Source organism: Pseudoalteromonas sp. MM1, assembly GCF_030296835.1.
Taxonomy (GTDB): domain Bacteria; phylum Pseudomonadota; class Gammaproteobacteria; order Enterobacterales; family Alteromonadaceae; genus Pseudoalteromonas.
The window spans coordinates 1421404-1446138 of the sequence record NZ_AP027922.1 but is presented as its reverse complement, the minus strand read 5'-3'; the positions used below and the strand labels follow the sequence as shown (position 1 = coordinate 1446138).

Genomic DNA, 24735 nt, shown 5'->3' with positions numbered 1-24735 from the left:
GTGGGACTTTTATGGCTTTGTTATGTCATTTGTAAGTCAGCCTAAGTATAAATACCTAGGCTGATTTATATATAAATATTAAATTATTAGAAAAGTTTAGCTAACATTTCATCACTATAAGCAACAAGCTCTTCATTATTGGCCACTTTGCTAATGTAATCAGGGTTGGCAATAAATGGGCGACCAATCGCAATTAAATCAAACTTATCGTTGTTTATTGCTTGTTTTGCATCATCAAAACTGTAGCTGCCTACACCCACTAAATTGGTTTTAGTGTTTGCGCGCAAATACTGCGAGGTTGTTTTACCTTCTAAAGAATCAAACTGGGTGCTGTCATCAAAAATACCACCATGAATATAGGCTAGTTTTTTCTCATCTAGCTGTGGTAATAAATAATCAAATACCGCTTTATCACGCTTATCTTCTTCCATATTAAAATAAGCACCTGGCGATAACCTAATTGCAGTACGCTCATTACCTACTGCATTAATAACCGCATCGGTCACTTCTATTGCAAAACGCGCCATATTTTCAGGTGTTTGCCCGTATTCATCTGTACGTTCATTCGCAGCGTAATGTAAAAACTGATCAATTAAATAGCCATTAGCACCATGAATTTCTACCCCATCAAAGCCCGCTTCAATGGCGTTTTCGGCCGCTTTAGCAAAGTCGGCTATCAGTGAATTAATATCATCCTTTGTGGCCGCTTTTGGGGTAATGTAGGTTAGCTCACGCATACGTGGTACAGAGCCTTCAACACCAATTGCCGATGGCGCTAATACGTCGCCGTCAAAAAAGTGAGGGTGAGCAACACGGCCAACATGCCAAAGCTGGGCAAACATTTTTCCGCCGTTTGCATGCACAGCGTCGGTTACTTTTTTCCAACCTTGAATCTGCTCACTGGTAAATAGCCCCGGTGTATTTGGATAGCCTTGTGCATCTGGGCGAATAATCGTGGCTTCACTAATAATTAAACCGGCATCGGCACGGCGCGCATAATATTCAACCATGTCTTGTGTGGGTACTAAATTGTCGTCAGCCATACAACGGGTTAAGGGCGCCATAAGTACACGGTTTTGAAGCTCGAGTGTGTCGTTTAGTTTAAACGGTGAAAGTAAATCTGTGGTCATTCTTTTCAATCCTTCTTTAAAGTATGTGTATGAGATGCGGCCTTTTCAATAACATTCAAGAGTTATTTTGAATGATCGCTCAAATTTATGAGAGCTTATACTGTTCAATCTTAAAATTAGATCTGCAAGGGTGAAATTAAATAATAACTTTTCAACACTCTGTCATATAACTCGATATACTGGTAACAGTAAAACTAAAGTAATAAAGAGTGAGCCAAGTATGACAACTGCAAATGCGACTGAAGAACAAACCCTAATTTTAGGGCTAGGGGCAAAAAAACGACTCGCTTTTATGTTTGAAACCGTACAGCAATACAAACAAGTATGGATTTTAAACGACGATGATGGCTGCGTTATGCTTGCCAACGAAGATGACGACTGTGTACCCGTGTGGCCAACCCGCGATTTTGCACAAGCTTGGGCCACGGGCGAATGGGAAGGCTGTACACCAAAGGCCATTACGACTAAAGATTGGTTTAGCCGCTGGACACCCGGCCTTGAAGAAGACGACTTACTGATTGCGGTGTTCCCTACCGAAGATGACGACGGTACAGTGCTTTTTCCTGATGAATTTGAAAGCCAGTTAAAAATCCCTAAAAAAAGAAAGTACTAAGTAGCCAGCATCACGTTTTTTATATCTGCTTTCTAAAATTTAAATAAGCCTCGGTTATAGCCTTGGCATCTTCTATTTGTGGGTAGTGCCCAAGCTCAACAAACCCTTGTACGCGCGCATTAGGTATTGTTTTTTTATAGTGCTCAAGCATGTGTTTACCCGATATAGGGTCTTGCTCACCTGCAATAAACGTAATCGGTATATCGCTATTAATCATTGCCCCAACCCAGCGCTGTTCGTTTTGTTGTCGCTGTGTAATATATTTAATTAGCTTGGGCATCACTCGTAAACCATTGTTATAAATTAACAACGCCCAGAAGGTATTAATTACCATAGTGGCTGGTGGTGTATTTTTGCCAAAAATAGTGATTAAATTTTTAGCAAACTTTTGTTTGCTCATTAGCTTAGGTACTAGCCAACCAAGTTTTGAAAGTAGCAGCTTTTGTATAAATAAGGGTTTGTGTACTTGTGGAAATAGCCCACCATTTAAATAGCATACACTGTGTATACGTATTTCACTTTGAGCAGCAACTTGCCTTGCTAATAGCTCTTGCGCCACGGTATCACCATAATCGTGGGCTAGTATGTGTACATCGGTAATATTTAAACGCTTTAAAAATTGCGTGTATAAATCAGCCTGCTCTGTAATTTTATAAGTCGCGTTTATTGGTTTATCCGAAAGCCCAAAACCCAGCATATCAAGTGTTACTAAAAAGTAGTGTTTTATTAGCTCATCCCACATGCCTTCCCAGTCCCAGCTTGCACTTGGAAAGCCGTGAATTAAAAGTAGCGCGGGGTTATTTGCATCCCCCGCTGTTTTAGTAAAAATTTTATTGGCATTTATATCAATAAACTGCCCGTTTGTTTGCCACTGCGAAAGCGTATACATAGGCTGCACCCCATTACTTTTATTATTGTAATGGTTAGTTTTATCACAGTGAGCTTAAGTGTCACTAAAAATAAAAAGCCGATATTGAACATAAATATCGGCTTTTGGGTAAAATTTAATTCATCAATTTAAAGTACTAACGCGCCATAAATATTGGAAGTGTGGAGTTTGCAAGCATGTAATTAGTCATACCACCAAAAATTTGTTCGTGAATACGCCTATGCGTAAATGCCCCCATTACCACTAAATCAGCATTATGCATTTGCGCTACTGACATAAACGCTTTAGCGGTTGATTGCCTGCCATTATTAAAAGTTACAAACTCACTTTTAATATTGTGCTGGGCTAAATATTTAACCACTTCATGGCCGTTTGGCATTTTATCGGCACTGCTGGCACTGGTACAAATAACCACTTTTTCTGCTTGTTTCAACAATGGTAGGCTGTAGTTAAGCGCACGCGACGCCTCTGTACTTGCGTTCCAACCAATCACCACTGTTTTTATATCAAAGTGGGTCATTTGCCTAGGTACCAGCAATATAGGTTTACCACTTCGCATAACCGATGCTTCAAAGGTCGAGGTTGATTTACCACTTTTAGACTGCGGAATAATAATTAGATCAGCAACCTTACCTTGCTCTGCAATTACCTCGCTACGCAAGCCTAAGTTAATATGCCATGTTGCGCTTGGGTGCATGGGGTGCTCGGTGCTGTCATTGCCGTCATTGCCGTCATTGCTGTATTTAACGTGTAGCTGTGTGCATAAATCAACAAATTCAGCTTTTAAATTCGCCGATTCGGTTGTCGCGAAGCGCCCGGCTACAGAGTCTAGCTCTTGTACTAATTTAGAGGGTAAACCAAGCTGCCCTGTTGGTAAAAAACGTTTTGGGTCTAGGTGCGTGTGAAAAACATCAAGGTGCGCATTAAAATACTTAGCAACAGCTAAGCCTCCTTTTAAACGCTCTGTAACGTGTCCACTTGTAGAAAGCGGCATTAAAATAAGCTTAGGTGAAATCATAACTATGTCCTTCTTAAGCGGCTTTTAGGGTGCCAAGTTAAAAACCGTGTTGAGCATTAATGCCCAACACGTCAACCTTCAAAGCGCTGTAAAGCTTGCCACTTCTTGCAAGTAGCCCGTGGGTAAGTCTAAAACCATAAAGTGCGATAGGGTCAGTAAAAATGCTAACGCGCAGGTGGTAAGCGTTAATGTTCTAACAATCGAAATACGTGCTTTTACCAGTAAAAAGATAATAAAAAACAGCGCTATAGAAATCACATAACCAACTAAAAAACACCCAGCAAGTAAACCACAGAGCCAAAATACATAATGCCAAAGGCCGGTTACGCTTGAGTCGTTTACATACCCTGCGGATACTTCGTTATCGTAATTTACCGCGTCATCTACTTTATTTAGCAAAAGCTTTATAAGCACAACGCCTGAGAGTATTAACATGAACGAGCACACCACCGCGGGGAAGATGCCACCTAAAAATGAGCGTTGGAACGAGTCATACAAACCGTATGCAAACACCAAACAAATAAAGCCAGAAAACGCAATTTGTGGTTTTAGGTTAGTTGGTTTTACCTCGGCACTAGCCGTATTTTTATTGGCTTTTTCTTTTTTAGCGGCCTTGATTGAGTGACGCGCTGCAAAGAAAATAGAAAGCACAGTTAAAGCACCAATAATAATAACGCCCGGTTTTAATAAAAACTCTATGCCGTCAAACTGAATAGCTTGATAAAGGTAAGTTTCCATGCCGCTTGCTAGTACAAAACCAATTAAAAATGCAGGTCGTGGCCAGCCAAAACGTTTCATTAAAACACCTAAAATACCAATGCCTATAAGTGCTACTAAATCGCCTAAATCGCGCGTTGCCTGAAACGCTGCAAAAAAGATCACCATCACCATAAAAGGGGCCATTAGCGTATAAGGAATAGTCGTTACTTTTGCAACCCATTTAGAGATAAGTAAGCACGCGCCCGCGCCAATTACATTAGCAAGTGCAAGTGACCACACAATTGTGTAGGTAACATCAAGGTCGGTGGTGATCATCGCAGGGCCAGGCTCTAGACCAATAAGCACCATGCCACCTAAAAATACAGCCATGCTGCCAGAGCCGGGAATACCAAATAGTAAGGTAGGAATTAAGCCACCGCCTTCTTTAGCATTATTAGATGACTCAGGCGCAATAACACCGCGAATATCGCCTTTACCAAAGTTTTCGGTGTCTTTAGAGGTTTGTACTGCATGACCATAAGAGATCCAATCTACTACACTGCCGCCAAGGCCTGGTAATGCGCCAACAACACAGCCAATAGCAGCACAACGTGTTGCTAACCATTTATTTTTAACAACATCTTTTACGCCTTCAAACCAGCCTCTACCTAGCTCAGAGGCTTCTGAAATAGAGCGATTTTGACGCAGTAAATCAATAATTTCTGGTAATGCAAAAATACCTAAACCTACAACCACTAACGGAATTCCATCCATTAAATAACCGTTATCAAATACCATACGGTATTCACCTGTTGCAGGTGCGCCGCCAAGAGACCCTAAACATAACCCTAAACCACAGGCGCTTAAGCCTTTTACCAGGCTATTACCCGCAAGTACGCCTACCATGCTTAAACCTAGCAAAGTCAGCATAAATAATTCGGCCGAGCCAAACGCTAAAATAACGGGGCGGGCAATCAGTACAAACAGCGTTAAAATAATTGCGCCAAAAAGGCCACCAAATAACGATGAGGCAAACGCCGCTGAAAGCGCGCGTGCTGCTTGGCCCTTTTTAGAAAGAGGAAAGCCGTCAAGCACGGTTGCCTGAGAGCCACTTGAGCCTGGGATGCCCATTAATACCGAGGTGAAGGTGTCAGAGGTGGGAATAACAGCGACTAAACCAATAAGCATCGCAAGTGCTGAAATGGGGTCCATACCATATAAAAATGGCAGTAATAACGATAAACCCGCTATGCCGCCTAAACCCGGAAAAATACCAATCAGCAAGCCTAAAAAAACGCCGCCGCATAAATACATTAAGTGTGTTGGGGTAAGAATAGTTTGTAGCGCAATTAAAAATGCATCTAACATACTGCTCTCCTTAGGTTAAAAAAGTGGCTCACGAATGCGAGCCACTTTGTGTACAACAAATCAACAAGGCTTATTAAAAGCGCGCGTTGTAGTTTTCTGTAAGGTAATTTCTTACCCATTGTTTGTCAGTTTCAGAAATTGTAAGTGCTGAATTAAGTGTGTTTACCGCATCTTCGTGTACAAGTTGCGGGTATTGGCCAAGTACTAGCTCAGACTCTTCTTGAAAGTTGTCTTGATCAATTACGCGTTGAGCTGCACTGCGCCAAGATGCAATAACGTCATCAGGTGTGCCTTTTGGTAAAAACAGGCCTTTTTGCGCTGCAAAGCCCGCTACAAAAAAGGTTTTCCATACGTTGTATTCCACGCCCGTTGGCTTTTTGCCGTGGATCATTTCGTATACTTCGCCTACGTGTGGTAAGTCAGGAAATGTTGGGTCGCGAACAATTTTGCCTTCTTTATTAAGTACACCAAACGACATAAGTGGAATGGCTTTGCCTTCATCAACGAGTGGTTGTACTTTTTTTAAGTAGGCAGAGGTAGTTTGAAAGTCGATATCCACCTCGCCACGTTCAAACGATAAACGGGCGCTGCCACGGCCTTTCATACCAAAAATGGCGTGTATGTCTAAATCAAGCATGTCGAAGGCTAATAAACCCACTAAGTCCATTGATGCTGCACGTTGGCTACCAAATTTAAGTTTTTGACCTTGTAATTTTGCAAGCTCTGATGCGTTTTTAATACCAAGCTCTGGGCGCACATATACTACCGCCCCCGTCGGTGTGGCCATAATGACATTCCAGCGTTTTACATCGTATCTAACGCGCGAGTCACCTAGTAAGTAAGGAATTTGCGTAGAGGCAGAAGTACTAAATACATTTAAACCATTAGCCTTACCTCGGCGCTCAAACCGGTTAGCGCCTTTAGTTGAGCCACCACCTGGAATATTTTTAACCACAACCACAGGCTTGCCATTTAAGTGCTGAGAAAAACGCGGGCCAAAAAAACGAGCCCATGTGTCAGAGCCGCCACCTTCTTTAAAAGGCACAACCCACTCTACTCGCTCACCATCAAAGCTTACTTCGTCGTTATTGTTTGCATAAGCTGAGCTGATACAAGTGCTTGCTGCTAACACAACAAGCATTGCTTTTAGTCGATTAGGTGCAAAAGTACTTAATGTAATCTTCATAATTTGACCTCTGTTATTCGCTGCAATTATTTAAATAGGTCCTAATAACGTCATTGCATCTATTACGTAGATGAAAGTATTTCGTTAAAAGAAGTTAACAACAGCTAGACTAATAGCCGAAACTGTCATCTACCTGTCATCGATGCCAAACTATCCATTAATTTAAAATTATTTATAGGCTTCTGTTTTTAAATGTATTTACTTTTAATTATTTTTATTAAGGGTATAAAAAATGCGATAACAGACAATCTGTTATCGCATTTAAGGTTGGTGCACTAAGGCTCTATACCAATTTAGCTTAGTTAAATGAGCTATTTTTAGGTTGGTATAAGTTAAGCAATTTTACTTTCATCCCATACTTTTGCAGGTATGTGTACTTCGCCTTTAAATAACATTCTGGCAGTGCGCATTAACCCTGCCGATTTTATATCGAGTGTATTGTTCTCAAAGCTACCCTCTAGGAGTAAATCAATTTTACCGCTGGGGTGTTCAACCACAATACTTTGCTGATTTGAGGTTTGTGGGGTGATCAAATCGTACGCCACACTACCTGGCAACATACAACTTACACTCACACAAATTGCACCGGTTACCGAATGGCTGGTATGGCAATTTTGCGGCACAAAATAGCGCGAGGTAATTGTACCGCCAAATTGTGGAACCGACAGCAAACCGACTTTTGGAATCACTTTTCCGGTGGCATCCCCTAGGCCCATTTTTAATGAAGCTTGCAAACGAATGCTTTCAATTTTTTGCAGTAACTCGCTGTTTGCATCAAGCTCTTGTTTAGTTTCAGAGCCTTTTACACCCAGTGATTGCGCCGGTATTAGTACCATTGGCATGGCAGCATCTACACAACTAACCTCTACGCCATCAAAGGTATCGCGGGCAGAGCCTGTAGGCAAAAGCTCGCCTGTTTTTGTGCCACACACATCAAAAAACTTCAGCAAAATAGGGGCACCCGAGCCTGGCACGCCATCAATGGTGGCATCGCCTTCGTACTCAACAAAACCGTTAGGCGTTTGTACTACAACCTCAATAAGCGTGTTTGTATTTACGTTTTTTACTCTTACTCTTGTTTCGCCATCATTTGCTGTTACTAGACCGTACTCAATAGCTAAAGGCGCAGCACCGGATAAAATATTACCGCACGAAGGCGTTATATCTACTTCATTTTGCTCAATTGAGACTTGCGCAAATAAGTAGTCAATATCGGCATCAGGGTCGGTTGAGCGCGAAATAATAGCCGCCTTACTGGTAAGCGAATTACCACCACCTACACCATTTACTTGTAGCGGGTCGCCTGAGCCCATTGCTGCCGTTAAAATTTCTTTGCGTTTTTCCCACTCTCTAGGTAAATCGTTGGCTAAAAAATAAGTCCCGCGAGATGTTCCGCCACGCATAATGACACAAGGTATTTTTTTTTGAATAGTCATAATAATCCAGCTTCTAATTCAATTTAAATGAGCAGAAATGGGTTAGTTATTACTTAAAATAACCACGCACTCTTGCACTTGCTCTTGTTTGCTTTGCAAAGATTGAGGGGCAAAATTAGTATTACTTGCAGTCCCTGTAGCTGCTGTCACTTGATTGCTATTAGCACGAAAGTGAACCGCTCTCGGCATCGGTTTTAACTGAGATGTAGTAAGTGATGAATTCATAATTTCGCCCTATCAATGCAATAAAAAACACGTAACGCCGTTATAAAAACGTTGCCCTTTTTTTAAGAATAAGGAGCCAAACTGTCACTAACCTGTCACGAATTGAAAATTGATTAAAAAAGTAACTATTATAAAAACTAAAAAGCGCGCACCATTTGCATGGTGCGCGCTAAAACCTGTCGAAGGGTTATTTAAAACTTAATGGTGTAATCTACATAAACACGGTGATCGGCTCTATCGCCTTTTACACCATCAACACTGCCAGTTTCATCTGTGGTGTAATCTAAAAATAACCAGCGTAGGCTTAAGCCCTTAATTGTGGCTACTTTATAGCGTGTATCAATTGCCCAGTACTTTTCATCGGCTGTACCACCAGCCTTACCAAGGGCCGAATTTTCTGCATCACTACCGCTGGTGTAATAAAATTTTGTGGTTAAACCTGGTGCCACTGCTTTTAGGTCAACGCCTAAGCGAGCCTGCCAGGTTGACTCATTTTGGTTTGTTAAATCTGCGCCAATTAATGAACGAGTGGGAAACGGGTTAGTCCCGTGATCGCCACTAAAATTATCTTCAATCCAGGCATCGTTCACCTTGGTAAATGCGGCGCCTAGTGTCCAAATATCTTTTTTCCAATTCGCATCTAGGTAGTAGGCAAAGCCATCGTTTTCACTTTTAGTAACGCCTGAAACCGCACCGAGTGCATCTTCATCATCTAAATCGCCCCCCTCTGCGCCGGTTACAAATAAATCACCATCGTCTTGTGAGGTAAATACGCCGCTTGAAAGGGTTAACTTACTTTGATCGAGCTTAATAGCGTAGCTGCCTTTAAGCCCAAACTTTGATAAGTAATCGTGAGAATTTAAATACTCCGCGTCTATTTTTAGCGCCTCTTTTTTGTAGCTTGCGCCCACCCCCCAAATTACACTAATCGCGCCTTTGTCTGACTGATCGGTAGAAAAATCTTCCCATTTGTCATCGTGGCGGCGGCTCCATTTATCGTAGGCGTAACCATATACTTTGGTATTACCAAACTTGTAGTCACCAAATACCCCTCTAAACGTATTAGGAATTGCGCGGCTACCCGAGCTTTTTAACAGCATGCTTTTGGTTTTTTGCCCGCCTATTTTTACATGGCCATTATTGCCAAGTTTAACGTCGATAAAATATTGACCAAATTTAGAAAAGCTATCGTCAACGCCGCCTTTTTCATCTCCTGCAGGTAAAATATTATTTTGTGCACTGCCGGTTGAGTTGTAATTAAGTACAGTATAATTAGAGACACCCACGCTAATTAAGTCATTAAAATAGCCCGATTGATAATTGAGCTCTATACCTTGTGCAAAGGTTGAGTCGTCACTGGCGTCGTTGTCGTAATCGCGGTCAAAGTAAATTGACCTTAGCTTAATATTAAATTCGTCTTGCTCTGTAAGCCCATTAAAAGAAGCATACGAAGGAAGTGAAACACAAGTTAACATTGCGCCTGTTACTGCAAATATTTTAGAGAACCGTTGAGCCATAGTTATCTCCGCTACCTTGTTTAATTAAATTTATAGTTGTGTGTAGTGCGTATCAGCGTATTCATGTTGCAATCTACAGGGCAAACCTGTCACAAACCTGTCACAAGATAATTACATTTTAGGCAATTGTATTTTTTAGCTATTAAGCTAAAACTATAGCTTATCTTGTTATAAAGGAAGGTATTTGCGTATTGTAAACTTAGCAGTAATTGTTTAGTGTCTTGCACAACTTAAAATGATATTTTTTTAATTGCGACTTTGCAGGTGTGCTTAATGAGAATTTTAGCCGTTGAAGATGACGAAGTATTAGGAGAAGCAATTTGCCAACGTTTCACTAAAATGGGCCAAGGTATAGATCTTGTAACCAGTGGTGATGTGGCTAATTCGCTGTTAAAACGCCATAAGTACGACCTTATTTTGCTTGATTTAAACTTACCCAATTTAAACGGTGAACAAATTTTAAAAAAGCTCAGGGCTCGCTCATCAAATACGCCTGTATTAATTTTAACGGCGCGTGCCCAAGTTGAGCACCGTATAGAATTACTCGACTTAGGCGCCGACGACTACCTGACAAAACCCTTTGATTTTGGCGAATTAGAAGCCCGTTGCCGCGCTCTACTTAGGCGTAACCAAGGCTTAGGTAAAGACATTATTAGTTATGGCAATCTCGATTTTGACCGAAAATCATGCACGGTCACTATTGCTAAAGAGCTTATTGATTTAAAGCAACGCGAATTTAGATTACTCGAAATATTTTTAACTCATCAAGGTAAAGTGCTTAATAAAGATGAGTTACTCGATCACTTATATTCGTTTGACGACTCACCTAGCCCTAACGCCATAGAAACCTACGTAGCAAGGCTTCGTAAAAAGCTGGTAAATAGCAGTGTCGATATAAAAACACTGCGCGGTTTAGGCTACCTTTTAGCACAGTGTAATGAATAGCAAAACCCTCCCCTCTATTCGCCGACAGCTACTTACAATAACCATTACTCTAATGGTTATAATCACACTTATTACCTATTTTATGGCTAATAATTACAGTAAAAACGCCGCCCAAATTTCATACGATAGGCTACTTGCCAGTGCTGCTTTACAAATATTTGAAAATACCCACATTGATTACCACGAAATTATTGTTGATTTACCCAGCGCTACATTCGAAACTCTTTCGATGGCCTCAAATGACAGATTGGTGTATCAAATAACGCAAAATCAAGGGGAGCACTTAACCGGCTACAAAGGCTTATACCAACACATTTTGCAAAAAGCCAACACTCAGTGGCAACGTACAGAGTATGACCCGCGAGATAACCTACTGATACAATTTTGGGAAGGTGATTACAAAGGTGAAAACTATCGCTTTATTTTACTCTCAGATAAGCTTTATGAAGTGGGTGAATCGTTCGATGTAAATATTTTAATAGGCCAAACAACCCAAGCGCGCGATCAGCTCGCCTATGAAATGAATTTAAATGTTATACAAATGGTTATTTTGACTTTCGCAATCGCAATAGTGCTTATATTGCTGGGAGTGAATCAAATTTTGCGCCCTATTTACAGTATAAATAAAAAAATACGCAAACGTTCGCCTACTGACTTGCGCCCGATTGACATGTCAGTTCCTAAAGAAATGGCCGATTTAGTGTCAACCATTAACCATTTTATATCACAATTAGAAGTCTCGCTTAATCATTTAAAACGCTTTACCGGCGAAGTGGCCCATCAAATAAGAACGCCCCTTGCAGGCCTTAAAAGCCAAGCGCAAAATGCCATTGAAGAAAGCGATGAAAAAATAAGAACAGAGCAGTTAAATCGTGTTTTATACTCAACAGATTTACTCGACAGCACCGTGACCCAACTGTTAAACCAAGCAACCCTTGCGCATCGTTTTCATAGCCAGCCATTAATAACGCTTTCGTTGCCGGAGCTGGTAAAGTCTGTGTGTAGAGATGTTGCGGTATCGGCGATTCAACGTGGCGTGATCATTACCTACCAGGGTGATGATAACTTAATGATTAGTGGCGATTCGTTTGCACTTAGCCAAATGCTACGTAACATTTTAGAAAACGCGATTAAGTTTAGCCCGCAAAATAAAGAAGTTAATGTCTCTACCGAGCTTCACAGTACAGACAGTGGTTACATAGCCCGTTTATGTGTGGCTGATCAAGGTGTAGGTGTACCCGATGCGCAAAAACAACATGTGTTTGAACGCTTTTACAAAAGTAAAGGCGACCCACGTGCTGGCAGTGGTTTGGGATTAAGTATTGCAAAGGAGGTGGCAGAACATCATAAAGCAGAGATTAAACTGCTTGATAACACCCCGTCAGGGCTTATTTTTGAAATAAACTTTCCGCTCATGCTAACAGAGGACGAACATTGAAATTTTTATCGCTGATTTATATTGCCGTTGTTTTTACGTGCTTTGTAGGCTCGCCATTCGTTGCTGCAAAAACTCCTTTAGTATTTCCTGCACAAAGCGAAAACAAGTCAGTACTAAAAATATATGGCGGCGCCGATAAAATGGAAATTGCCCCTTTTTTATCGGCCTTTCAAAAAAAGTACCCATTTGTACAAGTTGATTATTATGAGCTGAGTACCTTCGAAGTGTATAGCGAATTTTTAGCCGACGTTAATAACCCGCCCGACGTTTTATTAAGTTCAGCAATGAATTTACAAGTAAAGCTAGTTAACGATGGCTACGCACAGCCTTACAGCTCTGAGCAAACAAATAAACTCCCCGCATGGGCTAAATGGCGCAATGAAGTGTTTGGCTTTACTTATGAAACCGCGGTAATTGCATTTAATAAAGAATTTTTAGGTGAAGAGGTCGCACCAAGTAGCCGCAACGAATTACTTGAACTCATACGTAGGCGCAGTGACAAAATTAAAGGCCGAATTGGCATTTACGATATTACTCAAGTGGGTATAGGCTATTTGCTGTGGGCTCATGACCGCGAGCAAAGCTCCAGCTATGGCCGAATGCTTGAATCGTTTGGCTATCACAGTACGCGTGTATTTAGACGCAGCGCCGACATACTCAAGGCCCTTTCAACGGGTGAGCTCACTGTTGGCTATAACATATTAAGCTCTTATGCGCGCACCTGGGCGGCGCAGCACCCTAATATTATTGTAGTGCAACCTAAAGACTACACCTCGGTTATTATGCGCAGCGCCATAATTCCTAAACACGCAAAAAATGTTATTGGCGCACAGCTGTTTATTGATTATTTAGTGTCTGTACAAGGACAAACAGACATGGCTAATTTTACTAACTTTGAACCAATTAACAATGAAGTACGTGTAAAACAAAAACATTTACTTGATATATCAGAAGGTCAGCTTCGCCCCGTCCCCCTTGGCATAGAAATATTAGTGATAGATGATCAGATGAAGCGCCAAATAATCATTCAAGAATGGGAAAACGCGTTATTTGAGTATCAATAAATTAAGGGCTTAAACCATGTCACTCATTTGAGGGAGCGACGTTAAGGGCTGATTGAGATTACGCACTAAATTCATGCCTACTTGCCAATAATAAAGGTTTGGACAACGGGCATTAAAAAACCCAGTTATTGATATTCAATAACTGGGTTTAAGAATAATGGTGGAGGAAGAGGGATTCGAACCCTCGTTAGGGATTAACCTAAACACACTTTCCAGGCGTGCGCCTTCAGCCACTCAGCCATTCCTCCACGGTGTTGCATTGCAACAGCGCGTTATAGTATGAAATAGGTTACATAGGTGCAAGGCATTTTTAAATTTGTGCTGTTAAGTGCCTAATAATCAATCAGCAATTTACTTTAGACATAAAAAAACGGCTAACCCAGTAGGATTAGCCGTTTTTATACAGAGTGATGTTTACTTTGCCATGTTGGCTGTAAAGTCTAACATGCGATTAAGTGACTTGAGCGCGCCTTCGCGTAAGTCCATATCTACAAATACTTCTTTACCCTGTGGGTCTACTAGCGCCTCTTCAATCGCTTTTAAGCCATTCATTGCCATCCACGGGCAGTGTGCACAACTTTTACAAGACGCGCCTTCACCAGCAGTTGGGGCTGCAAAAAACTCCTTTTCTGGGCATAGCTGCTGCATTTTGTAAAAAATACCGCGGTCTGTCGCTACAATAAACTTATCGTTATCCATTGTTTGCGCAGCTTTAATTAGCTGGCTTGTTGAGCCAACCGCATCTGCCAGTGCCACTATTTCAGCAGGCGACTCTGGGTGAACCAATACACCTGCGTCTGGGTGCAGGGCTTTCATATCTTTAAGCGCTTTTGTTTTAAATTCATCGTGTACGATACATGCACCGTTCCACATGATCATATCGGCGCCGGTATTTTTTTGAATGTAGCTACCAAGGTGTTTATCTGGGCCCCAAATAATTTTTTCACCTTGTTCATCTAAGTGCTCTACTATTTCAAGTGCGCACGATGAGGTTACAATCCAATCTGCACGGGCTTTAACCGCTGTAGAGGTGTTTGCATACACCACCACTTTACGATCAGGGTGCTGATCGCAAAACGCTGAAAACTCATCAATCGGGCAACCAATATCTAACGAACAGGTTGCTTCTAGCGTTGGCATAACAACGGTTTTGTTTGGCGTTAAAATTTTAGCGGTTTCACCCATAAAACGTACGCCTGCAACGATGATCATATCTGCATCGTGGCGAGCACCAAAACGTGCCATTTCTAATGAGTCGGCAACACAGCCCCCTGTTTCTTCGGCAAGAGCTTGAATCTCAGGATCTGTGTAGTAATGGGCTACCAGCACTGCATTTTTATCTTGCAGTAGTTGTTTAATACGTGCTTTATATTCGCCTTGCTCGTCTTTAGTTAACGGAGCTGGCTTAGGAGGAAAGATATAACCTTCAGGCATAATAGTTTGAGCTAGACTCATGTTCTCGACCACTTCATCTACAGTGCATTAGTTACAGCAAATTATACGAGAATACACGGGCAAATAACAGCTATGTGGGCATGCTGTTTATAAATAAAAATAACAAACTGATTTAAATAAAATAAGGGGAATGTTGAGATTTTTAAGAAGTGGTGGGTCATGATGGACTTGAACCATCGACCAATGGATTAAAAGTCCACTGCTCTACCAACTGAGCTAATGACCCGCTCTAAATTCTGTGTAGAATTGATATGCTGCGTAAATCCGCCGATTAAACCATTCTTTATCTTAATAAAGAATGGTGGGTCATGATGGACTTGAACCATCGACCAATGGATTAAAAGTCCACTGCTCTACCAACTGAGCTAATGACCCGCTCTGAATTCTTTGTAGAATTGATATGCTGCGTAAATCCGCCGATTAAACCAATCTTTATCTTAATAAAGAATGGTGGGTCATGATGGACTTGAACCATCGACCAATGGATTAAAAGTCCACTGCTCTACCAACTGAGCTAATGACCCGCTCTGTGTGCTTACTATTTAAGTGAGCTGCGTAAATCCGCCGATTGAACCAATCTTTACCTAAATAAAGAATGGTGGGTCATGATGGACTTGAACCATCGACCAATGGATTAAAAGTCCACTGCTCTACCAACTGAGCTAATGACCCGCTCTGTGTGCTTACTATTAAGTGAGCTGCGTAAATCCGCCGATTGAACCAATCTTTACCTAAATAAAGAATGGTGGGTCATGATGGACTTGAACCATCGACCAATGGATTAAAAGTCCACTGCTCTACCAACTGAGCTAATGACCCGCTCTGTTTGCTTACTATTTAAGTGAGCTGCGTAAATCCGCCGATTGAACCAAACTTTATCTTAATAAAGAATGGTGGGTCATGATGGACTTGAACCATCGACCAATGGATTAAAAGTCCACTGCTCTACCAACTGAGCTAATGACCCGCTCTGTTTGCTTACTATTTAAGTGAGCTGCGTAAATCCGCCGATTGAACCAATCTTTATCTTAATAAAGAATGGTGGGTCATGATGGACTTGAACCATCGACCAATGGATTAAAAGTCCACTGCTCTACCAACTGAGCTAATGACCCGCTCTGTGTGCTTACTATTTAAGTGAGCTGCGTAAATCCGCCGATTAAGCCAAACTTTATCTTAATAAAGAATGGTGGGTCATGATGGACTTGAACCATCGACCAATGGATTAAAAGTCCACTGCTCTACCAACTGAGCTAATGACCCGCTCTTTTTGCCGCATTTTGAGTGGGGTAACCATTCGTTTGCTGCGGGCGCTTATAATACTTATTTATAAAATGAGTGCAACCGAAAATGTCTCTTTTTTTCAGTTTTTATGCCTAGGTGAGCAAAATTAAAGCGTTTGTGCTCAAACTACATGCAAATACAAGATTCGCCGAGTATTTCTATGTAGTTTGAGCTTTAAATACACCGCTTAAATGCGTCCTAATTAGCTAAACGCTCGGTTGCAAGTTTTGCAGCAGTTGTACTTGGATATTGGTTAATTAGATCACCCAATATTTTTTGTGCCTCTTGGTTTAGGCCTTGCTCTTGTAAAAGCGTGCCTAATTTTAACATGGCATCTGGTCGTTTATTTGAGTTAGGAAACTCATTAACCACCACTTTAAAATGCTCACTTGCTTTTACACCATCATTTTTGATGGTCAGCAACTGCCCAAGCCAATAATGTGCATTAGAGGCATACACAGAATTGGGATAGGTTGTTAAAAATGTTTGAAACTCAGGAATAGCTTGGTCGTAGCGTTTATCTTTCATTATTAGCGCCACTGCACGCTCATACGCTTCGTTTTCAGATAAGTCACTGCTATAGGTTTGTGCATCACTCGATTGCGTGTAATCGGTTGCAGGCGCAGCAGCGGGTTGTGTATACGCTTGGCTTACGCGGTTTTCTATTTCTTGATAAAGCTCACGCTGGCGCTGAAGTACTTTTTCAAGTTTATAACTTTGCTCTTCAGTAACACCGCGAATTTGACTTACTTCATCTTGAAGTAGATTAAGTTGTTGCTGTAATTCAACTTGTAATAAGTTTCGCGACTGCATCATGTTTTCTAGTGACGCTAAACGCTTCTCTATGCTCGACTGTGAACTTGCAGCTTCTGAAACAGGAGCGGGAGCAGCCAAAACTTGGGTGCTCCCGCTCAATATCATGGCTGCCAAAATAATTTTCGGCTTCATAATATCTCTTATCTTAGTAAACTAGTACCGCACGGCGGTTTTTAGCGAAAGCTGACTCAGTGCGAGATTTAACCATTGGTTTCTCTTCACCGTAGCTAACTACTGACATTTGGCTAGCAGAAACACCTAAGCTTTGTAGGTATTTTTCTACTGCTTGGCCACGGTGCTCACCTAGTGCAATGTTGTACTCTGGCGTACCGCGCTCATCAGCGTGACCTTCAATTAATACTTTTACTGAAGGGTTTTGAACTAAAAACTCAGCATGTGCACGAAGTAATTCTGCGTACTTGTTCTCAACAGTTGCTTTGTCGAAGTCAAAGTAAATAATTTGCTCTTGACGAAGCGCTTCATACTTTTGACGAAGTTGCTCTTCTGCTTGTTGTTCAGGTGAAATTGTTGCTACTTCAACTGTATCCGTGTTTGTTGATTGCTCAACTGCACTTTGGTTTGATTGGTTAGCTGCGCCTTCATCAATATCTGAAGATGAGCTACAAGCGGCTAATGTCATTACTGGCACAGCGATTAGCAGGCCTTTAAGTACTTTGTTAAGTTGCATTGAGTAGATTCCTATTTTTGAGTAAACCAGCAAATATTACTGTAAATATGGCGACCAAGCTGGTGCCTTTACTTGTCCGTCTAGCACGGGTAAACGTGCTTTAAAGCGACCGTCCATCGATACCAGCGCGAGTACCTGTTTATTATTATGAAGCGTGCTATATATGATCATCGAGCCGTTTGGCGCTATGCTCGGTGATTCATCAAGGCGAGTTCGCGTTAATACTTGAAACGCGCCCGTAGCCAGCTCTTTCTTAGCAAGATGGTACTGCCCGTTGGTACGGTTAACCATCACTAATTCTTTACTGTCTGGCGTTATAGAACCCGCTAGGTTCATATCGCCGTCGAAGGTCAATCGTTGTGACCTACCAGTTCTTAAATTTAACTTATAAATCTGGGCATTACCACCCCTTTCAGATGTAAACACAATATCCTGGCCATTTGGATACCAAGATGGTTCAGTATCTATACTACGGTGGCGTGTAAGGCGTGTTTCTTTACGTGTTGCTAAATCTAAAACGTAAACTTCGGTTGCACCTGTTTTGTCTTTAGAAAGCACCAATAACATTTTTTTACCATCAGGAGAAAACTGCGGTGCACCATTAATACCACGGTAACTTGTGATCAGCTCACGCTTTCCTGAGTATAGGTCTTGAATGTAAATTTGGCTTTGACGGTTTTCAAACGTTACATACGCAAGCTTAGTACCATCTGGCGACCATGCTGGCGACATTAACGGCTCTTTTGAGCGCAATAATACCTGCTCGTTAAAACCATCGTAGTCAGCAACTACTAGCTGATAAGGTTTTGGTTGATCTTCACGAACAATTACATAGGCAATTTTAGTTAAAAACGCGCCTCTTTCTCCGGTTAGCTTTTCATATACAACATCGCTTATGCGATGTGAGTAACGGCGAAAGCCACTTTCACTAATCACACTTTCGCGCGCTTCTAAAATATGGTCTTGGCTTTTTACAAGTTTACCGCTGCTCATCATCTGAGTTTGGCCACCGGTAATTTGCCCACGAATTACATCTACTAATTCGTAGCGTACCAAGTAGCGCCCATCAGTTTGTTGCTCTACTTCGCCTACCACAACTGCTTCTACACCTTGGTTTACCCATGCTGCATAGTCAATGTCGCCATCTTTATTAGGAAGCTGTGGCATTTGTGCTACATCTATCGGTTTAAACTTACCACTGCGCATTAAGTCGGCAGCAATAACATCGCTCAATTTTTGTGGAATTGGGCCAACACCATTGTATTTAAAAGGCACTATGGCAATAGGACGTGCGCCGTCTACACCTTCTGTTATTACAATTTCAAGTGCCGCATTCGCTACACCTTGAAATCCTAATAATATAACTACAAAGGCTATTTTAATTTTGCTGAACATATCATTCCTTTAAAATTCTGGCTTGATTGTTAAATTAATATTCTTAAGTTGCTCGAATACGTCTTTGTCTTTAGATACAGGTAATGTATCGGCCATGCGCACAGCTCTAAGTGCAGCTTCACACACTAGCTTATCACCCCCTAACGATTTAACTTGCGTTACTAAACCATTAAATCCAAGACGAATATTTACTCGACACTGTTGGTTTTTCATTTTTTCATCAATCAGTAAGTTTTGCTGAATGCGCGCCATAATTAAAGCACGGTACTTATCAACTTCGCTTACTACTTGCTGTTGGCGTATTTTACTACGTGCAGCCTGCTCTTTAGCAAGTTGTTCTTGTAACATTTGCTCTTGCAGCGCTTGCTGACGTTTACGCTCGGCTTCCTTTGCACGCTCTTTTGCTTCTGCTTCACGCTGTTTACGCTCAGCTTCGGCCTTTTTAAGTGCCTCTTCTTCTGCTTTACGTTTATCTGCAGCAGCTTTAGCGGCGTTTTCAGCCTCTTGCTTTTGTTTTTCGGCTTGTTTTGCTTTAGCACGCTCTTTTTGTTCAATTTCACGCGCTTTTTTAGCTTCAGCCTCAGCTTGTGCTTTTTCTTTCTCTTTTGCTTTGCGCTGTTGCTCTAGTTTTTTAATATTACGGGCTTCGGCTTCTCGCTGTTTACGCGCATTAGCCGCTCTGCGCTCTAGGTCTCGAATGCGTTTATCTTCAGCGCGCTTTTTGTCGTCTTCTTTTTTTTGCAATTCAGCAATTTTTTGCTCAACTTGTTTTTGATCAACGGTGACCGCCGAAACCGCATTATCAGGCTCAGGAATAGCCGAATTCAGCGTCACTTCCATCACTTTAGGCGCTGGAGCATGTATGTTTGCCGTTGCCCACAAAAAGCCTCCTAAACCTAAATGTAAAAGTACTGACTTGATTATAGAACTATTCATGTTACTACTGTGTCCCCTCAAAGGATTCTGTCATTAAACCCACAGATGGTACGCCAGCATTCTTTAAAAAGTCCATTAATAACAATACTTCTTGGTACGATACCTTACCAGAGCCTTTAATCATGACTGGTACATCAGGGTTTTTCATTAGCTGCAACTTAATAACCGCGGCCACATCAAGTGCTTCCATTGGCTCTTCAGGGTCGGTACCTATGCTTACATAGTACTTACCCGCAGAGTCGATAGAGGCAATAATGGGTGGCGTGTCTTTAGTATCAACTAAGTCCGACTCTTCCATTTTTGGTAAATCAACTTTTACACCGTGAGTAATAAGCGGTGCTGTTGCCATAAATATTATTAGTAATACCAACATTACATCAATGTAAGGTACTACATTAATTTCTGCGACCGGACGGCGCTTTTTACGCTGATACATTCGCTTTAGCCTCTATTTGGGTAGCTGCTTGACGGTGTAAAATATTGGCAAACTCTTCCATAAAGTTGATGTAGTGTGATTCTAGCTTTTCAACTTTATTGGCAAAGCGGTTGTACGCAATAACAGCTGGAATTGCCGCAAATAAACCCATTGCCGTTGCAATAAGGGCCTCAGCAATACCCGGTGCTACCATTTGTAATGTGGCTTGCTTCACTTCACCCAGCGCAATAAAGGCATTCATAATACCCCACACCGTACCGAATAAGCCGATATATGGGCTAATTGAACCCACTGTCGCTAAAAACGATAAGCTCGATTCTAGTTTTTCGATTTCACGCGACAGCGCCACACGCATTGAGCGATGCGTACCTTCCATTACTATGCCAGCACTTTGAAAGGTGTTCTTTTTATGGCGTGCAAACTCTTTAAAGCCTGATGTAAACAACGCTTCAATACCATGAGATTGGCCGCTACGTGACGAAATTTCGTTGTATAGTTTACTTAAGTCGATACCTGACCAAAATTTTTGTTCGAATTTTTTTGCATCAGACAAGGCGTCGCTTATTGCTTTTTTACGTTGAAAAATAATTGCCCATGACATAACAGACATTGCTACTAGCGCTAGCATTACTAACTGCACAAGCAAACTGGCTTCTAGAATTAGATCTAAAAAATTAAGCCCTGATCCCACGTTAAACTCCTAAATAATTTCAAAAAACGTCAATTTGGTTATTTTGTGTAAATAAGACCATTGTAACGGCCATAAGTTGCATCTAGTGTATCGAGTCAAGGGTTTACTGACAACGATATTGCTATGAATTGGCAACAAAAAACGTTAAACATACGCTTAATCGCTTGTTTGTTTCTAAAACGCGACTATCGCGTTTAGTAAAACACAACTAAATACTACAAAAGTGCTTAAATATACGCAGTAAACTTAATAAAATGCACCGTTTATTCATAAAAATTGCATAAGCACGCAAAAGTAATTCATACCATTCTGTATGTACTAATATAACTAATACTGCAACAATACAGCTCAGACCAGTTATTTATTAATTTTCAGCCACTTATAATATTAACGAATAATTAACGCGCAAGTTATGAACAACAAAAAAATTCATCAGATTAGTTTTTCTTATCTGAAATTTTAAATTTTCTAGTTTGAACAAAAAATGCTTATTCCGTATCATTCTTCCATACCGAGCTGACGCATTGAATGAAACATGTTTCATTAAGCCAAGTTCTTAGTAATAGGATTTTTAATCGTATTACATTGTTTTACTCTTTTTGGATAAAACCTGATTAAGTAAAACGTAGTTCCCTGGATTACTTCCTTCAACTTGTTGTTTGCCCGCATTATATGCGGGCTTTTTTTTGCCTAAATTTTACTACCATGCTAACTGAGGTTTAATGTAAATAACCGGATTTTAAGGTTGTAAAAAATAGCAAACATCTGCCGTAATATCTTTATTGGTACGCAGCATAGCCACGCCAGTCTTAACGTTAAGTGAATTACAAAATGATTTTAATTTTTTGATTACATTTGCAACAAGCTGAATGAAAGTTAACTAACTAATATATTTGTTACTAGGGCGTGTTGACCTTTGCGGGTTGAAATTTGCTCAATCTAGGGGCGATTAAATCGCGGCGCGAGGTTTGTAACCTAGTGGGCTCGATAACTGCTCCTGCGTTATTCTAATGACTTACATCCATGTAAGAATAAGTAAAAACAGAGCAAAGCTTCCGCGTCCTGCTCACGCCCCTTACCTAAATCCATGTAGGCAACAAAGAGTTTATCGCCCCTAGGCAGAACCCGAAGGGCAGCGCATGTTTGCCATTTATGCTGCGTTATCGCCTATTTATGGGGAATAACCACACTTCATAGGCTCTGCCTTGCCTAAAAACCAAACACACTGCTGCAAATTCAACCATCACAGCTCAACACGCCCTGATTAAATAGGAGGATCGCCTATAGCTTTGCAGCTATAGGCTGGGTAAATAGGTTAGTTTTGTTTAGGGAGCAAACCAAAGTGGTGGTATGCATTGTCTGACACAATTCGCCCGCGCGGTGTACGTTGTATAAAACCTTGTTGGATTAAAAACGGTTCAATAACATCTTCAATGGTTTCTTTTTCTTCGCCTATTGCTGCGGCTAAGTTATCAAGTCCTACAGGCCCACCCATGAATTTTTCGATTATGGCAAGTAAGTATTTACGGTCCATGTAATCAAACCCACTTTTATCTACGTCAATCATATCTAACGCCTGCTCGGCAACCGAGGCATTGACGGTGCCATCAGATTTTACTTGTGTGTAATCGCGCACGCGGCGCAATAGGCGGTTAGCTATACGCGGTGTGCCTCGCGAGCGCTTTGCAATTTCGGTGGCACCATCATCGCACATTTGTAAATCTAAATAATGCGCGGAGCGCCCTACTATATATGATAAATCAGCAATAGAATAAAACTCTAAGCGCTGCACTATGCCAAAACGGTCTCTAAGCGGTGAGGTAAGTGACCCTGCACGTGTTGTTGCGCCAATAAGTGTAAATGGCGGTAAGTCTAATTTAATAGAGCGTGCTGCGGGGCCTTCCCCAATCATAATATCAAGTTGATAATCTTCCATTGCGGGGTAAAGTATTTCTTCAACTTGCGGGCTGAGTCTGTGTATTTCATCGATAAACAGCACATCGCCTTCTTCAAGGTTGGTAAGCAGTGCAGCAAGGTCGCCGGCTTTTTCAAGTACAGGGCCTGAAGTGGTTTTAATACTTACATTAAGCTCATTGGCAACAATATTAGCAAGCGTGGTTTTACCTAAGCCCGGCGGGCCAAATATTAATAGATGATCGAGCGCTTCACCACGGCTACGGGCAGCCTCTATAAATATTTCCATTTGCTGCTTAACATGCGGCTGACCTTTGTAGTCGGCTAAAAGCTTGGGCCTTATTGCGCGGTCTATGGTGTCTTCGTTGGTTTTTTCGCTCGCGTCAATTAAACGATCAGCTTCAATCATGGGTTACTCACAACATTGATTTTAAAGATTCTTTAATAAGAACCTCAGTAGACATATCGGGTTTACTTACCGATTTTACTGCTTTTTGCGCCTGTGGCAATTTATAACCAAGCGCGACAAGTGCCGATACGGCATCGTCTGCGGCATTATTGGCAATTATTGCATCAGTGGCAGGCTCTATCACGGCGTTATCGCTAAATGGCGTAAATAAATCATTACCCCAATCTTTTAAGCGATCTTTCATTTCGAGCACTAAACGTTCAGCAGTTTTTTTACCCACACCCGGCAATTTAACCAGTGTTGTGGCGTCTTCGTTGTTTACGCAACTTACAAATTGTTGCGCCGACATGCCCGACAAAATAGCTAAGCCGAGTTTAGGCCCCACGCCATTTGCTTTTAACAACTCTCTAAACAGCGCTCGCTCGGTTTTATTATTAAAGCCAAATAGTAATTGTGCGTCTTCGCGTACTACAAAGTGTGTATACACTATAGTGTTTTCGCCAATATTGGGTAAGTCGTAAAAACAGGTCATGGGCATTTGTACTTCGTAGCCAACGCCGCTTACTTCTAATAAAATTTCGGGCGGCTGCTTTTCAACTAAAGTGCCATTTAAACGGCCAATCATATTTATTTCCTTAAACGTCCTCTAACGGTTTTACTTGCGCTACCCGCTAGTTTAATTAAATTTTGTTCTGAGTGAGCATGGCAAATTGCAATGGCAAGCGCATCGGCCGCATCGGCTTGCGGTGTGCCAGGTAATTTTAAAATATTTTTTACCATGTGTTGCACTTGCGACTTATCGGCGCCGCCATTACCAACCACGGCTTGCTTAATTTGCCGTGCTGAGTATTCAAATACGGGTAGTTCGGCCATAGAGGCTCCCACGATAGCGGCTCCTCGGGCTTGACCTAGCTTTAGCGCGGCATCCGGGTTGTGCGCCATAAATACTTTTTCTATGGCAAAGGTTTCGGGTGAGAACTGCTCTATTATTTGTGTGATCCCTTGGTAGATCATTTTTAAACGTATGGGGAACTCGTGCTCGGCTAATTTAATGCACCCGCTGCCTAAATAGGTAAATTTAGCACCTTGGTGAGCAACTACTCCATAACCCGTTAAACGTGAACCTGGGTCTATCCCTAAAATAATGGCCAAACAGCACACTCATTATTGTTATTTTTCAATA

At 41.5% G+C, this 24735-nt stretch carries 22 protein-coding genes and 9 tRNA genes; 4 read left to right on the top strand and 27 right to left on the bottom strand.

Annotated elements, in window-relative coordinates:
* Positions 1-86: 86 nt before the first annotated feature.
* Entirely contained in the window at positions 87-1130 is a 1044-nt protein-coding gene (locus QUE46_RS06655) for an alkene reductase (RefSeq protein ID WP_286246977.1), read from the bottom strand.
* Positions 1131-1350: 220 nt separating this feature from the next.
* Here QUE46_RS06655 and QUE46_RS06650 point away from each other — a divergent pair, with 220 nt between their 5' ends.
* On the top strand, positions 1351-1743 hold the full coding sequence (locus tag QUE46_RS06650; protein WP_286246975.1) for a DUF2750 domain-containing protein: 393 nt from the start codon (positions 1351-1353) through the stop codon (positions 1741-1743).
* Positions 1744-1762: 19 nt separating this feature from the next.
* Here QUE46_RS06650 and QUE46_RS06645 read toward each other — a convergent pair whose 3' ends face one another.
* The 7 genes from QUE46_RS06645 to QUE46_RS06615 form a co-directional block, all read right to left on the bottom strand.
* Positions 1763-2632 carry an alpha/beta fold hydrolase gene (locus QUE46_RS06645; RefSeq protein WP_286246973.1) on the bottom strand — a complete coding sequence of 290 codons (870 nt, stop codon included), beginning with the start codon at positions 2630-2632 and terminating at the stop codon, positions 1763-1765.
* Positions 2633-2768: 136 nt separating this feature from the next.
* A complete protein-coding gene (locus QUE46_RS06640) occupies positions 2769-3650 on the bottom strand; it encodes a universal stress protein (RefSeq protein WP_286246971.1) in 882 nt (293 codons plus the stop codon).
* Between the two features lie 78 nt (positions 3651-3728).
* Complete coding sequence (locus QUE46_RS06635; protein ID WP_286246969.1) at positions 3729-5717, bottom strand: tripartite tricarboxylate transporter permease; 1989 nt, start codon at positions 5715-5717, stop codon at positions 3729-3731.
* Positions 5718-5790: 73 nt separating this feature from the next.
* On the bottom strand, positions 5791-6903 hold the full coding sequence (locus QUE46_RS06630; protein ID WP_286246967.1) for a tripartite tricarboxylate transporter substrate binding protein: 1113 nt from the start codon (positions 6901-6903) through the stop codon (positions 5791-5793).
* A 332-nt stretch (positions 6904-7235) separates the two neighbouring features.
* Positions 7236-8339: a 4-oxalomesaconate tautomerase gene (locus tag QUE46_RS06625; RefSeq protein WP_286246965.1), complete on the bottom strand. Its 1104-nt coding sequence runs from the start codon at positions 8337-8339 to the stop codon at positions 7236-7238.
* 42 nt (positions 8340-8381) lie between these two features.
* The gene (locus QUE46_RS06620) at positions 8382-8564 is read right to left on the bottom strand and encodes a hypothetical protein (RefSeq protein WP_286246963.1); all 183 of its coding nucleotides are present in this window, start codon (positions 8562-8564) and stop codon (positions 8382-8384) included.
* Positions 8565-8755: 191 nt separating this feature from the next.
* On the bottom strand, positions 8756-10081 hold the full coding sequence (locus QUE46_RS06615; protein WP_286246961.1) for an OprD family outer membrane porin: 1326 nt from the start codon (positions 10079-10081) through the stop codon (positions 8756-8758).
* A gap of 273 nt (positions 10082-10354) precedes the next feature.
* Here QUE46_RS06615 and QUE46_RS06610 point away from each other — a divergent pair, with 273 nt between their 5' ends.
* From QUE46_RS06610 to QUE46_RS06600, 3 genes are read left to right on the top strand one after another with little or no spacing between them, the layout of a single operon-like run.
* A complete protein-coding gene (locus tag QUE46_RS06610; RefSeq protein WP_286246959.1) occupies positions 10355-11026 on the top strand; it encodes a response regulator transcription factor in 672 nt (223 codons plus the stop codon).
* A complete protein-coding gene (locus QUE46_RS06605; RefSeq protein ID WP_055015689.1) occupies positions 11019-12464 on the top strand; it encodes a sensor histidine kinase in 1446 nt (481 codons plus the stop codon). Before QUE46_RS06610 ends, QUE46_RS06605 begins: the two co-directional genes overlap by 8 nt.
* Entirely contained in the window at positions 12461-13528 is a 1068-nt protein-coding gene (locus QUE46_RS06600; protein ID WP_055015690.1) for an ABC transporter substrate-binding protein, read from the top strand. The genes QUE46_RS06605 and QUE46_RS06600 overlap by 4 nt, the downstream gene beginning before the upstream one ends.
* 158 nt (positions 13529-13686) lie before the next feature.
* Here QUE46_RS06600 and QUE46_RS06595 read toward each other — a convergent pair.
* From QUE46_RS06595 to ruvC, 19 genes are all read right to left on the bottom strand, one after another.
* Positions 13687-13776 (bottom strand) — tRNA-Ser (locus tag QUE46_RS06595).
* 166 nt (positions 13777-13942) lie between these two features.
* A complete protein-coding gene (gene nadA, locus QUE46_RS06590) occupies positions 13943-14983 on the bottom strand; it encodes a quinolinate synthase NadA (RefSeq protein ID WP_286246954.1) in 1041 nt (346 codons plus the stop codon).
* A 150-nt stretch (positions 14984-15133) separates the two neighbouring features.
* Positions 15134-15209 (bottom strand) — tRNA-Lys (locus QUE46_RS06585).
* Positions 15210-15282: 73 nt separating this feature from the next.
* Positions 15283-15358: transfer RNA gene (locus QUE46_RS06580), tRNA-Lys, on the bottom strand.
* Between the two features lie 73 nt (positions 15359-15431).
* Positions 15432-15507: transfer RNA gene (locus tag QUE46_RS06575), tRNA-Lys, on the bottom strand.
* Between the two features lie 72 nt (positions 15508-15579).
* A tRNA-Lys gene (locus tag QUE46_RS06570) sits at positions 15580-15655 on the bottom strand.
* Between the two features lie 71 nt (positions 15656-15726).
* Positions 15727-15802 (bottom strand) — tRNA-Lys (locus tag QUE46_RS06565).
* A gap of 72 nt (positions 15803-15874) precedes the next feature.
* Positions 15875-15950, bottom strand: a tRNA-Lys gene (locus tag QUE46_RS06560).
* A gap of 72 nt (positions 15951-16022) precedes the next feature.
* Positions 16023-16098 (bottom strand) — tRNA-Lys (locus tag QUE46_RS06555).
* A gap of 72 nt (positions 16099-16170) precedes the next feature.
* Positions 16171-16246, bottom strand: a tRNA-Lys gene (locus QUE46_RS06550).
* 219 nt (positions 16247-16465) lie between these two features.
* A complete protein-coding gene (gene ybgF, locus QUE46_RS06545; protein WP_004587278.1) occupies positions 16466-17215 on the bottom strand; it encodes a tol-pal system protein YbgF in 750 nt (249 codons plus the stop codon).
* Between the two features lie 13 nt (positions 17216-17228).
* Positions 17229-17771, bottom strand: coding sequence for a peptidoglycan-associated lipoprotein Pal (gene pal, locus QUE46_RS06540; protein WP_004587277.1), 543 nt, complete (start codon positions 17769-17771; stop codon positions 17229-17231).
* Between the two features lie 36 nt (positions 17772-17807).
* A complete protein-coding gene (gene tolB, locus QUE46_RS06535) occupies positions 17808-19166 on the bottom strand; it encodes a Tol-Pal system beta propeller repeat protein TolB (RefSeq protein WP_286246951.1) in 1359 nt (452 codons plus the stop codon).
* Positions 19167-19175: 9 nt separating this feature from the next.
* The gene (gene tolA / locus QUE46_RS06530; protein ID WP_286246948.1) at positions 19176-20102 is read right to left on the bottom strand and encodes a cell envelope integrity protein TolA; all 927 of its coding nucleotides are present in this window, start codon (positions 20100-20102) and stop codon (positions 19176-19178) included.
* 4 nt (positions 20103-20106) lie between these two features.
* Positions 20107-20538, bottom strand: coding sequence for a protein TolR (gene tolR / locus QUE46_RS06525; protein ID WP_004587274.1), 432 nt, complete (start codon positions 20536-20538; stop codon positions 20107-20109).
* Positions 20525-21229, bottom strand: coding sequence for a protein TolQ (gene tolQ, locus QUE46_RS06520; RefSeq protein ID WP_004587273.1), 705 nt, complete (start codon positions 21227-21229; stop codon positions 20525-20527). The genes tolR and tolQ overlap by 14 nt, the downstream gene beginning before the upstream one ends.
* A 1315-nt stretch (positions 21230-22544) precedes the next feature.
* Entirely contained in the window at positions 22545-23552 is a 1008-nt protein-coding gene (gene ruvB, locus QUE46_RS06515; RefSeq protein ID WP_286246945.1) for a Holliday junction branch migration DNA helicase RuvB, read from the bottom strand.
* 7 nt (positions 23553-23559) lie between these two features.
* Positions 23560-24177 carry a Holliday junction branch migration protein RuvA gene (gene ruvA, locus QUE46_RS06510; RefSeq protein ID WP_286246942.1) on the bottom strand — a complete coding sequence of 206 codons (618 nt, stop codon included), beginning with the start codon at positions 24175-24177 and terminating at the stop codon, positions 23560-23562.
* A gap of 2 nt (positions 24178-24179) precedes the next feature.
* On the bottom strand, positions 24180-24704 hold the full coding sequence (gene ruvC / locus QUE46_RS06505; RefSeq protein WP_055018724.1) for a crossover junction endodeoxyribonuclease RuvC: 525 nt from the start codon (positions 24702-24704) through the stop codon (positions 24180-24182).
* Positions 24705-24735: the final 31 nt, after the last annotated feature.

Bases quoted from the DNA above. Each gene is read 5' to 3' on its own strand.
- pal (WP_004587277.1), bottom strand. From the start codon at position 17,771: ATGCAACTTAACAAAGTACTTAAAGGCCTGCTAATCGCTGTGCCAGTA.
- QUE46_RS06635 (WP_286246969.1), bottom strand. From the start codon at position 5,717: ATGTTAGATGCATTTTTAATTGCGCTACAAACTATTCTTACCCCAACA.
- tolA (WP_286246948.1), bottom strand. From the start codon at position 20,102: ATGAATAGTTCTATAATCAAGTCAGTACTTTTACATTTAGGTTTAGGA.
- QUE46_RS06625 (WP_286246965.1), bottom strand. From the start codon at position 8,339: ATGACTATTCAAAAAAAAATACCTTGTGTCATTATGCGTGGCGGAACA.
- QUE46_RS06610 (WP_286246959.1), top strand. From the start codon at position 10,355: ATGAGAATTTTAGCCGTTGAAGATGACGAAGTATTAGGAGAAGCAATT.
- QUE46_RS06605 (WP_055015689.1), top strand. From the start codon at position 11,019: ATGAATAGCAAAACCCTCCCCTCTATTCGCCGACAGCTACTTACAATA.
- tolB (WP_286246951.1), bottom strand. From the start codon at position 19,166: ATGTTCAGCAAAATTAAAATAGCCTTTGTAGTTATATTATTAGGATTT.
- QUE46_RS06620 (WP_286246963.1), bottom strand. From the start codon at position 8,564: ATGAATTCATCACTTACTACATCTCAGTTAAAACCGATGCCGAGAGCG.
- tolR (WP_004587274.1), bottom strand. From the start codon at position 20,538: ATGTATCAGCGTAAAAAGCGCCGTCCGGTCGCAGAAATTAATGTAGTA.
- QUE46_RS06655 (WP_286246977.1), bottom strand. From the start codon at position 1,130: ATGACCACAGATTTACTTTCACCGTTTAAACTAAACGACACACTCGAG.
- QUE46_RS06615 (WP_286246961.1), bottom strand. From the start codon at position 10,081: ATGGCTCAACGGTTCTCTAAAATATTTGCAGTAACAGGCGCAATGTTA.
- ruvB (WP_286246945.1), bottom strand. From the start codon at position 23,552: ATGATTGAAGCTGATCGTTTAATTGACGCGAGCGAAAAAACCAACGAA.
- QUE46_RS06645 (WP_286246973.1), bottom strand. From the start codon at position 2,632: ATGTATACGCTTTCGCAGTGGCAAACAAACGGGCAGTTTATTGATATA.
- ruvA (WP_286246942.1), bottom strand. From the start codon at position 24,177: ATGATTGGCCGTTTAAATGGCACTTTAGTTGAAAAGCAGCCGCCCGAA.
- nadA (WP_286246954.1), bottom strand. From the start codon at position 14,983: ATGAGTCTAGCTCAAACTATTATGCCTGAAGGTTATATCTTTCCTCCT.
- QUE46_RS06640 (WP_286246971.1), bottom strand. From the start codon at position 3,650: ATGATTTCACCTAAGCTTATTTTAATGCCGCTTTCTACAAGTGGACAC.
- ybgF (WP_004587278.1), bottom strand. From the start codon at position 17,215: ATGAAGCCGAAAATTATTTTGGCAGCCATGATATTGAGCGGGAGCACC.
- QUE46_RS06630 (WP_286246967.1), bottom strand. From the start codon at position 6,903: ATGAAGATTACATTAAGTACTTTTGCACCTAATCGACTAAAAGCAATG.
- QUE46_RS06650 (WP_286246975.1), top strand. From the start codon at position 1,351: ATGACAACTGCAAATGCGACTGAAGAACAAACCCTAATTTTAGGGCTA.